The sequence below is a fragment of the Saccharopolyspora aridisoli genome, from assembly GCF_004348445.1.
Classification (GTDB): Bacteria; Actinomycetota; Actinomycetes; order Mycobacteriales; family Pseudonocardiaceae; genus Saccharopolyspora; species Saccharopolyspora aridisoli.
This window is the reverse complement of record NZ_SMKV01000021.1, coordinates 35,704-45,064: the sequence shown is the minus strand read 5'-3', so window position 1 is coordinate 45,064 and position 9,361 is coordinate 35,704. Positions and strand designations below refer to the sequence as shown.

5 protein-coding genes are annotated in these 9,361 nt (G+C 69.8%); all 5 read right to left on the bottom strand.

The features are described from left to right. Positions 1-502 precede the first annotated feature (502 nt). Positions 503-697: a ferredoxin gene (locus E1161_RS17515; RefSeq protein ID WP_132624588.1), complete on the bottom strand. Its 195-nt coding sequence runs from the start codon at positions 695-697 to the stop codon at positions 503-505. Positions 698-744: 47 nt separating this feature from the next. Continuing rightward, positions 745-1,917: a cytochrome P450 gene (locus E1161_RS17510; RefSeq protein WP_132624586.1), complete on the bottom strand. Its 1,173-nt coding sequence runs from the start codon at positions 1,915-1,917 to the stop codon at positions 745-747. A 7-nt stretch (positions 1,918-1,924) separates the two neighbouring features. Next, the gene (locus E1161_RS17505) at positions 1,925-3,304 is read right to left on the bottom strand and encodes a glycosyltransferase (protein WP_132624584.1); all 1,380 of its coding nucleotides are present in this window, start codon (positions 3,302-3,304) and stop codon (positions 1,925-1,927) included. Positions 3,305-3,510: 206 nt separating this feature from the next. After that, positions 3,511-4,551, bottom strand: coding sequence for an FkbO/Hyg5 family chorismatase (locus tag E1161_RS17500; RefSeq protein WP_132624582.1), 1,041 nt, complete (start codon positions 4,549-4,551; stop codon positions 3,511-3,513). A 25-nt stretch (positions 4,552-4,576) separates the two neighbouring features. Continuing rightward, entirely contained in the window at positions 4,577-8,995 is a 4,419-nt protein-coding gene (locus E1161_RS17495; RefSeq protein ID WP_132624580.1) for an ATP-binding protein, read from the bottom strand. Positions 8,996-9,361 lie beyond the last annotated feature (366 nt).

Genomic DNA, 9,361 nt, shown 5'->3' with positions numbered 1-9,361 from the left:
CCAGCCCGTAGACGCCCGGATCGCGGCCGTGATCGGAACCCCGGAACACCGCCGTGATCCGGGGTTCCGGCGATCAGCCGGGGAAGGCCGGTGACTGCGTTGGGTACATCTCGGCAACGGCGGCGATGTGAGCGTTGATCAGGGAGGCTGCTCCAGGCGGTCCAACAGCGGAGGACGCCAGTGCTCCGCGCAGCAGGCCGTCCTCGCGACGGTGAGCCGCCGAGATCGGCAACGCCGACGGGCATGCTGCGGTGAGGGATCCCAAGGACCGCGTCCAGGGCTGGTTCACCGCCACGCCGAGCCGGCGGCAAGCGTCGTCCTCATCCGCGGTCAAGGCGGACGGGCTCGGCCAGCGGTGAGCACGATGCCCCGCACCTCGTGCGGGTGCGGGGCATCGTCGTCCTGGTCGCCGTGGTCGCTTGATACCGGCAGGGGGCGAGCATCGTGCACCAGCGACGCTCCGGTGAGCGACTCGGTGGCCAGGGGCTCTTGTCGATCCTGGTCAGTCCTGGACCGTGATGGCCTGCGACGGGCAGAGGGTGGCGGACGTGGCGGCCGCCTGGGCGAGTTCGCCCGTGGGGTTGTCCTCCAGGACCATCACGAAGCCGTCGTCGTCCTGGTCGAACAGGTCGGGGGAGGAGAGCACGCACTGTGCCGCTCCGACGCACTTCGTGGTGTCCACGACGATCTGAGCCATGCTCGTTCACCTTTCTGCGGGAGACCCTGGATCGGACCCCGAAGCCGTCACCAGCGCACCGGCAGCTCGTGCAGTCCGAAGAGGATTCCGTCGTACTTGAAGGGCAGTTCCGACAGCGGGACGGCGATCTCCAGCGTCGGAATGCGCTCGAACAACTTCGAGTAGGCGACTTCCATCTCCAGCCGGACGAGGTTCTGCCCGAGGCACTGGTGCACGCCGTAGCCGAAGGCCACGTGACCCTGCGCCGAGCGGGTCGGGTCGAACTCGTCCGGCCGCTCGAAGACGGTCGAGTCGTGGTTGGCTCCGGCGACCAGCGGCACGACGCCCTCGCCGGCCTTGATCAGCTGCCCGCCGATCTCGACGTCCTCGGTCGCCACTCGCAGCGCCACCATGTCGGCCACGGAGTAGTAGCGCAGCAGCTCTTCGACGACCCGCTCGTCGTTGATCCACTCGGGGTGGGAGAGCAGGGTCATCACGCCCAGCGAGATGTTGTTCGCCGTCGTCTCGTGCCCGGCGATGAGCAGCAGCATCGCGACGCCGGCGAGCTCCTGGACGGACATGTCGCCGCTCGTGCCGAGCTTGCTGAGCAGGTCGTCCCCGGGGCGCTTCCGCTTGATCGCGATGAGCCTGTTGAGGTAGCGCAGGATCTGCTTGCTCGCCTCGTCGCGCTGCTCGTCCGTCGAGTTGATCGTCACGAGGATCTTCGTCTTCGCCTCGAAGAAGGCCCGATCGCCCTTCGGCACGCCCAGCAGCGCCGAGATGACCAGCGACGGCACCGACAGCGAGAAGTCCTCGACGAGGTCGGCGCTGTTGCCGCGGGCGAGCATCGCGTCGATGGACTGGTCGACGATCGCCTCGATCGCCGGCCGCAGAGCCCGGATCCGCCGCACGGTGAACTCGGGCAGCAGCTGCTTGCGGAACATCGAGTGATCCGGCGGGTCGAGGGCGACGAACCACCCTGGGATCTCGCTCGCGGCGGGAACCCCACCGGTGCGGCCGGGGGTCGGGAAGCCCTCGTGCGCCGGGTTGGAGCTGATCCGCGGATCGGTGAGGACCTCGCGCACGTCGGTGTGCCTGGTCACCAGCCACACCGTGTCGCCGGTGGGCAGCGCCGCCCGGGTGAGGCCCGGCCGCTGCCGGAACTGCGCGTACTCCGGCGGCGGGAACGACACCCCCGGCCGGCGGAGCATGAACGGGACCGGCTGTTGTTCTGTGTTCATCGCGGATTCACTCCACTGCGAGCGCGGGCAGGCCGAGTACCAGATCGGCCGCAGCGGTGCGGCCCCCGGCGACGCGCTGGAGCTCGGCCAGGTGCTCGGCGCGCTGCCGGAACGAGGGATCGCCGAGCACCCGGGTGAGCTTGTCGAGGACGTCGTCCGGATCCATGGCGTGCGGCTTGTCGAGGGTGAGGCTCACGCCGATGTCCTGACCGCGCACCGCCTGGTCGTAGCAGTCGACCCAGAGCGGCCGCATCACCATCGGTGTGCCGAAGTGGATGCCCTCGGTGTAGGCGTTGCCGCCGCCGTGGGTGAAGAAGACCTTGACGTTGGTGTGCGCCAGCACGTCCAGCTGCGAGGGCACCCACGACTCGATGCGGAGGTTGCCCGGCAGGTCCTCTGGGAGCCATCGCTGCTGGTCCTGAGGCAGTTTCCAGAGGACGTCGTGCTGCCCTTCCAGGCGCCGCGCCACCTCCACGAAGGAGCGGACCTGCTCGCCGGTCAGCCGGGTGATCGTGCCGAAACCGGCGTAGACGACCGACTGCCGCTCGTCCAGCCACCGGCCGAGCTCCTCGCCGGGCGCCTGCGGCAGCGGCGGGATCATCGCGCCGACGTTGTGCAGCATCCCGGGGATCTCGAACGGGTAGTCCATCTCGGGAATCGCGTAGCACAGCACCAGTTCGGCGAATTCGACGCGCGTGAACTGCCCGTACGTGGACGGGTCGATGCCGAGTTCGGCGCGGACCCGCGCATCGCGGGCGTTGCGCTCCTTCATCATCGAGGAGAACGCCAGGCTCAGCGTGCGCCACTTGAACAGCCGGTTCGCCAGCCGCTGGCGGACGTTCATCTCCAGCGGAAGCCCCGAGTTCGGCACGGGGAAGTTCGCCGGCGTGTAGGACTTCCCGATCGGTACGGCGGAGGTGAGGATGTAGCTCGGCACGAAGGTGTCGCTGAGCACGAACGGGATCTTCTTGGTGATCGCCAGCTCGTGCCCGAACTGGCACATGCAGTCGATGACCATCAACGCAGGCTGCGCCTCCTCGACGGCCTCCTCCAGCGCGCGGTACTTGGGAACCCGCTGCTCCGGCCGGTGGGTCTGCTCGATCACCGCGCGGTGGGCCTTGAACCGCGAGCGCTGGGTGACCCGGCGGTAGGTCTCGTCGTCCCAGGTGACAGACGACATCTCCGGGGTCACGTCACCGAGGGAGGAGAACTGGATGGGTGATCCCACCTGGGCCGCCTCCACGCCGGCCCGCGCCTTCTCGTCCGCGACGAACCACAGGTCCGTCACGCCCCTGCGCGACAGCTCCTCGACGAGCACCAGCATCGGGTTCAGCAGACCGGCCTCGGGCAGGCTGACGAACAGGATCGGCCGTGGAGTCGAGCTCATGGACAAAAACACCCTTCGGCGTAGGCGGGCCGACGTGGCACTCCCGCGGAAGCCTGCCGGACTGGCTCCGCGCTGTCCCGGATCTGCGGGGAGGTCGAGGAGAAGCCCTAGTCCTGGGCGCTGCTTCCCACCACCGGGTGCCGGGCCGTTGTGGAACTGGTCGACGGGGCGGCTGCGGGTGCGCGAGCCGGCCGGCGTGACGAGGACTACGGTTCGCACCGGTTCGCCGAGTGGATGATCCCCTCCAGCTCCACCGAGAGGTCTGCGCGGCAGACGTCGACGTTGAGGTAGGCGACCTGGGCGTCGGGCGAGAAGTGCTCCTCGCAGATCCGCCGGACGGCTGGGATGTCCTCGCCGTGCCGGACGTAGACCTTGATGGTGTCCAGGTCTGCCAGGGTGTTGCGCTGCTCGATCCCGTGGTCGGCGAGGGTCTCGGGCCCGATCAGGTGAGCGATGTTGTCCAGCGCCAGCAGCGCCTGCTTCTCGACGTCCCCGGCGAACAGCGTCTCGTGCCCGCGGATGCTCGACGTTCCCGCGACGTAGATCTGCCCGGACGTGCGGTCCGCGCTGGTCGCGCTCTGGTAGGTGGCCCTGGCGAACTTCGGCGGCCGGGGACCGTACTGCTCCGGGTAGTTGTACGCCGAGACCTGCTTGGAGTTCTCGATCGCGGTCAGCGAGCTCGTGCGGGAAGCCAGGACGTAGAAGGCGATCCCGCCTCCCAGCGATCCGATTCCGGTGGCCGCGGGCACCGAGGTGTCGCTGAAGTTGAACGCCTCGAAGGCCTCGGCCCTGCCCTTGCAGAAGTCCCGGTAGATCTCCAGGCCCTCGGCGTTGTCCTCGTTGATGCGGTTCACGAAGTTCCACATCCGCGCGCAGTTGTCGTAGCCGAGGGCGTCCATCAGCTCCAGCGTCGTCGTGTACGCGGCGCGGGTGCCTTCCGCGTAGCTGGTGGCGGGCGGGATGCGGCCCGCGCACAGCAGGTGCTCGCCGTCGTGCGAGTAGGCGATGCCGCCGGACTCTCCTGATTCCACCGGCCGTTCGGTCGTCCACACCTCGGCGAACCCGTCAGCGGCCGTCCCGGTCATGTGGAGGTCGAACCGCAGGTGCCCGCTCGTCACGTCCGGGTCGGTGGCACCGGAGGTGTAGTTGATGACTCCGAGCACGTTGGCCCCGGACGTCTCCTCATCGAGGTCGTCGGGCATCGCGAACTTCGAAGCGGGCAGGTCGAGGATCTGCTGCTGTGTCATGGGGAGGTCGCTCCAGGGGTCGATGTCAGTTCAAGCCGTGCTCGACGGCCTCGACGATTCGCGACCGCAGCTCGGCCGCGCTGATGATCGCGTCCACCGAGCCCATCTCGACCGCGCGCTCGATGTTGTGGATCCGGTCGAACTCCGCGGCGACCTCGCCGAGCTTGTCCGCCCGCACCGCCGACCAGACGTCGGCGAGCTGCGCGTTCAGCGCGTCCCGCTCGGCGTCGTCCGCTGCCGCGAGCTGTTCGTGCAGCTTGGCCACTCGCGGGTCGTCCTCGGTGCGGTTGTGCACGTCGCGGGAGAACACCACCGCCGCTGCTGGTGCGCCGCCGATGACGGAGGCGTAGGAGCCTTCGACGGCGAGGACGGTCATGTTGGGGTTGAGCGCTTTGGAGAACACGACGAACGCGCCGCCGTGGTAGCGGGAGATCACGCAGAACACGATGGGGCCGTCGAAGTTGACGATGGCCCGGCCGATCTCGGCGCCGTACTCCAGCTGCAGCTTGCGCATGGATTCGGGAGAGCCGTCGAACCCGGAGAGGTTCGCCAGCACCACCAGCGGCCGGTTCCCGCTGGCCGCGTTGATGGCGCGAGCGGTCTTCTTCGACGAGCGCGGGAACAGCGTCCCCGAGGTGTAGGTGTCGGGGCCGTCGGTGGGCAGGTAACCGCGCCGCTGCACCGAGCGCGATTCGATGCCCAGCAGGCAGACGGGCAGGCCGCCGACGTGCGCGTCCTGGACGACGGCCGTGTCGGCGTCGGCCATGTCGGCCCACCGCTCAAGCACCGGGTGGTCCTGGTCGGAGACGGCGCGCATCACGGTCCGGATGTCGAAGGGCTTCTTGCGGTCGGGGTTGTGCACGTCGGAGAAGATCTGGCCGACCCGGGTGAAGTCGCTGTCGGCGAGCTCGTGCGGGTAGGTCGAGATGTCGCGGTCGCGCGGGTCGGTGGTCGGGGCCCTGCGCGGCCCGGTTTCGCCCGGGGCGATGTAGGTGTGCTCGTAGTGGGCCATCAGCACGTCGTTGGCCGCTGCGAGGTTCGGCGCCCAGTACTGCGCCTGACCGTTCGGGCCCATGACCCGGTCGTAACCGCCGATGCCGAAGTTGTCCTCGGCCGAGACACCACCGGAGAAGTCCAGCGACTGCTTTCCCGTGAGCACCATCGCCGAATCCGGTGTCATCACCAGGATCCCCTTGGTGTGCATCAGCATCGTGGCCTCGGCGTTCCAGTACGGCTGCGCACCCACGTTGATACCGGCCACCACGAAGTTGATCTCACCGCCACCCTGGGTGAACGTGACGATCTTCTTGAGCGCGGCGGCAACCCAATCCATGTTCTCGGTTCCCGAGGACATCGAGATCCGCGCACCGGCCGAGAGCGCGAACCACTCCAGCGGCACCTGCATCCGCTCGGCCAGGTCCAACGCGGCGACAACCCGAGCGCACTCCGGCGCGGCGAGCGCACCGAGCGCGTTGGTCGGATCGCCCAGCAGCACAACGCGTTCGACGCCCTCGGGGTGGAGCGCGGTCGGCGTGGTGACCACGCCCGCGACGATCGCCGAGGTGTTGTAGCCCTTCGGCCGGTCCACCGGCACCAGCACGCCGTCCTCGTCGAGGTCGTGCTCGACGAAACGACCATTCGGACCGGTGAGCAGGTCGATCAGCTCGTACGGGTAGACGGTCCCGCGCCGGGCGGCGCGCAGCACCTTCTGCTGGTAGTCGTCCAGCGGCCGAGCGGGCTCCTCAGCGTGCACGCGCGCACCGCGCACGGGGTCCGCGGTGACGCGCGGCAACCGGCGGGAGAACCTCCGCAGCAGCACGTCGCGGGCCAGGTCCGACACCGCCGGGTAGCGCATCCGCGTCGCCTCGACCAGGCGCTCCAGGACGAGCCCGGCGCGCTCGCGCACCGACTCGTCCGGTGTCGGTCCGGCCAGCAACCGGGTCAGCAACTCGGAAACCACCACGATGTCCGACGGCATCCGCTGCAGCGCGAGGAAGATCCGGAAGATCGCGCCCTCCAGCTCCGGAGTGCGTTCCAGCTCGGTGACGCCGTGATGCGCGAGAACCTCCTGGAGCTGGTCCTGGAAGACCTCGCTGGCACCGGAACGTTCGACGTCGAGGCTCTGCAGGAAGCGGTGGAAGTGCTCGCGGGGGCTGTGCACCGGGTTGCCCGGTTCGGTGTCGAGGTCGCCGCGCGGCTTGTCCCTGCTGAGCTCGGCGAGGTCCACGAACACCGCCAGCAGCTCCAGCTCGCCCTCGAAGGACGACCAGCCCACCTCCGCACGCGCGGTGAGGTAGTCCGACAGCACTCGTTCCCGGTGCCTCTCATCGGTGTCGTAGCCGAGCAGCAGGCCGCGCAGGTCTCGCAGGCCGCGCTCCGCCCGCTCGGTCGCCTCGCCGGGCGCGGGCTGCGCGGGCAGATCGATCTTGACGACTTCGGGGTTGGCCTCGGTCTGCTCGGCGCCGTCCCCGACCAGCGGCTCCAACCGCAGCAACGGCGCACCGGTCTCGACCTGGCTGCCCACCGACACCGGGCACTCGCGGATCCGGGCGCGGAACGGTGCGCGCAGCACCGTCTCCATCTTCATGCTCTCCAGCACCAGCACCGGTGCGCCCGCCGCGACCTCGTCGCCGACCGACAGCGGATTCGCCACGACCAGCGCGGGCGCGGGAGAGCGCACCACGCCGCCCTCGTCCCGGCTGATCCGGTGCGTCACGCCATCGACCTCGACGAGGTGGGTGGGTCCGTGGGTGGCCGAGGTCAGCCGGAAACCGCGCCCGTTGACGACGATTCGGCTGCTGTGCGCGTCGAACCGCTCGACCTCGACGTCCGCGGGGTGCACGTCGCCGCCGCTGGTGATGCCCACGCGGAAGCGCTGCTGCCCGACGCGGACCACGCTCACCCGGTAGCCGACGCCGCGCAGCTTGAGGTCCAGCGGCGCACCCGGGTCGTGCTGCACCTGCGGCCGTCCGCCCTGCGCGGTGGCCAGCAGCCGCCGGCGGCTGATCTCCTCCGCGTCCAGGTAGGCGTCGATCGCGGCCGCGCCCAGGGCCACCGCCGAATGCCGGTGGCTGACCAGGCCGCCTTCGGCGCGCACCCGGTCGATCCAGCCGGTGTCGGCGCTGGCGTCGACGACCTCGGGCCGGTTGAGCAGGTCGAGCACGAAGCTCTTGTTGGTGGCGCCGCCTTCGATGATGACCGTGGTGTCGGCCATCGCGCGGCGCAGCCGGGCCAGCGCCTGGTCGCGGTCCCGGCCGTGAGCGATGATCTTGGCGATCATCGAGTCGAAGTCCGGCGGGATGGTGTCACCCTCGCTGACGCCGGTGTCCACCCGGATGCCGGGCCCAGCGGGCAGCACGAGCCGGGCGATGCGGCCAGGGGCGGGTGCGAAGTCGCGGTCGGGGTCCTCGGCGTTGAGCCGGGCCTCCACGGCGTGCCCCACCTCGTCCGGCCGGGCGCCATCGAGCGTTCCGCCACCGGCCACGTGCAGTTGCATCCGGACCAGGTCGGTCCCGGTCGTGACTTCGGTGATCGGGTGTTCCACCTGCAGGCGGGTGTTGACCTCCAGGAAGGCGAACACCTCCTCCCCGGGGTGGTAGAGGAACTCGACGGTGCAGGCGCCCCGGTAGCCGACGGCCACGGCGAGCCGCTCGGCCGAGGCCTTCAACTCGGCGACTTGATCCACTTGGAGCACCGGGGACGCGGATTCCTCGATGATCTTCTGGTTGCGCCGCTGCACCGAGCAGTCCCGCACGCCCAGCGCCCACGCGGTGCCCTGCCCGTCGGCGATGACCTGCACCTCGACGTGGCGGGCCCCGGTGATCAGCCGCTCCAGGAAGACGGTGCCGGACCCGAAGGCGCGCGACGCCTCCCGGCCGGTGCGCTCGTAGGACTCGGACAGCTCCACGGCGGAGGCGACCTTGCGGATGCCGCGCCCGCCGCCGCCCGCGGTGGCCTTGAGCATCAGCGGGTACCCGATCTCGTCGCCGACGCGCAACGCGTCGTCGAGCGTGGCGACGGCGCCGCGGCTCCACGGCGCGACCGGCACGCCGACCTCTTCGGCGATCAGCTTGGCACCGATCTTGTCTCCGAGCTTGCGCATCGCCTCCGCGCTCGGGCCCACGAAGGTGATGCCGATCCGCTCGCAGAGCTCGGCGAACGCCGGATCCTCGGCGACGAAGCCCCAGCCGACCCACGCCGCATCGGCACCGGAATCGACCAGTGCGCGCTCCAGCACCGCGTGGTCGAGGTAGGGGCGGGCCGCGGCCGGGCCCAGCGAGAAGGCGAGGTCGGCTTCTCGGACGAAGGTGGAGTCGCGGTCGGCGTCGGTGTGCAGCGCGACGGTCTCGATGCGCTTCCCGATTTCCGCTGAGAGGTCGCGGACGGCGTGGATGAGCCGCATGGCGGCTTCCCCGCGGTTGACGATGGCGACACGGCTGAACATCGGTCAAGCCTCCCGAGTACCCGCGTGCGGAAGGCGGCGTCCAGGCACCGGGGCGCCGGTCGCCACCTGTCCACAGTGGTCGATCGTTGACGGGTGCGCCAACGTCCCGCATCGCCCGTGCCGGACCTGCGGTTGTGCAGGGCTTCGGCGGAACGCGCCTCTGGGAATGCCTCCCAGTCGTCGTTCCATGCGAGGCTGGCGCGCAACACGACAGCACCCTACGGCGCGAATGACTAGGGAAATGCCGGATTGTGGCGCGTGATCACGAGCTCGTCGCCCGAGGCGGTTCGCACGCGATGGCGGCCCTCCCCTTCGGTCCCCGTGTCGCCGATCAACGCAATGGTCGTGCGCAGCGACAACGGCCGC